This is a genomic window from Vibrio sp. 1874 (assembly GCF_033344395.1).
Classification (GTDB): Bacteria; Pseudomonadota; Gammaproteobacteria; order Enterobacterales; family Vibrionaceae; genus Vibrio; species Vibrio alginolyticus.
Map to the genome: position 1 here is coordinate 1 of NZ_JAWPOR010000080.1, position 1454 is coordinate 1454.

The 1454-nt window shown below is 43.1% G+C and carries 1 protein-coding gene; it reads left to right on the forward strand.

The genetic code is table 11. The features are described 5' to 3' along the window. The coding region (locus R8N46_RS24675) for an Ig-like domain-containing protein (protein WP_318098560.1) at positions 1-1454 on the forward strand (1454 nt) is incomplete at both ends.

The following is a 1454-nucleotide window of genomic DNA, read 5'->3' on the forward strand; positions in this document are numbered from 1 at the left end:
CATGGTGTAGGTCAAGATGAGCTGGTGACTAACGTATTGGTTGAAAGCACTCAAAGTGATGCTGATGGTACACAAGAAACGGTTGTGGCCCCCCTAGAAATCGCCATCCTTGATGCCGATCCAGTGATCGCAAATGAGTCATATAGTGTAACCGAAGGCCAAGTCATTTCTGGCAATGTACTGGAGAATGACATTGATATTGATGGTGACTTGTACATTCGATATGTCAGAGCCGGAGGAGAGATCCAGTCTGTCCCTGATGGTGGCTCAGTAAGTTTTAGTCTAGAGAAGGGTGAATTAACCGTATTTTCAGATGGCTCTTGGCAGTTGAATGCCAGTCGCAACTTAGATCACACGGTTGAGCAAAGTCTCGTTTTTGATTATCTCGCAGCCGATGATTCAAAAGATTACGGTGTAGCAACCGCAACTATCGACATTATAGATGGCCAAGCGGGTTATGTAGGCAGCGCTACTATAAACACAGCAGAAGTACCTCTGGGAGAGGCATTATTAACCACCGAAGGCAGTGTTAATGTGATTGCTGGCTCTGATAACCCTGATCCGACTAGTTTGTATTTTGGTGGGGCATCCATTACTAAGTTAGAGGCATTAGGGCTTACAAGCTCAGTCTCTGATAATGAGCTTAGCTACACGTTAAGTTCCAGTGGAAAGCAAATCACAGCATTTGCCAATGGTGTGACTGTATTTACGTTAACATTGAGTGGCATTGAGTCGGGTAACGATGTACTAGCTTCAATCTCGCTTACTCTTGATCATCCTATCGACCAATTCAATAGTAGTGATACGGTCACTTTCCCGCTGACCATTGGAGGGACAGATCTAGACTCCACACCGCTTGTAGAGAATGAAATTGATTTCGTGTTGAAAGATGGTGTTGATCCTACGTTGAGCAACTTGACTGTTGTTGCAATCGAGGAGATTAATCTAGAAAGTGGGGCAATCTTTAAGACTGGGAGCCTTCAACTCGATATCGGGAGTGATTATGTTGACTCTCTTCGATTTAGCGAATTAAACCAGCCCACATTAGTGAGTAGTGAAAGTGAGTTGCTTTACCGTCTGTCTGATGACGGTACGACAATTACTGGCTATATCTTAGAAGGTGGGGTGGAAGTAAATATTTTTCAATCGAAACTATTATCCACATTACCTTTAGAGTCGAGTAGTGAAATAGAGTATTCCTTTGAATTATATCGCTCTTTCGATCTGTCAAAAGATCAAATCCTGGATATACCATTGTTAGTTAATGCAACAGATTCAGACGGTGACACCACCTCCGTAACATTGGATATTACCTTAGAGGCAATTGAAGGTTTGAACGATGATGCCTCTTTAACGGTGAATATTCTTGATGGCGGTGATGGATACGAAAACCAGTTTGAAGTTCCTAGTGTCACGATTCAAGGTGACGCACTCAAGATAAGCGATGAGTGGCT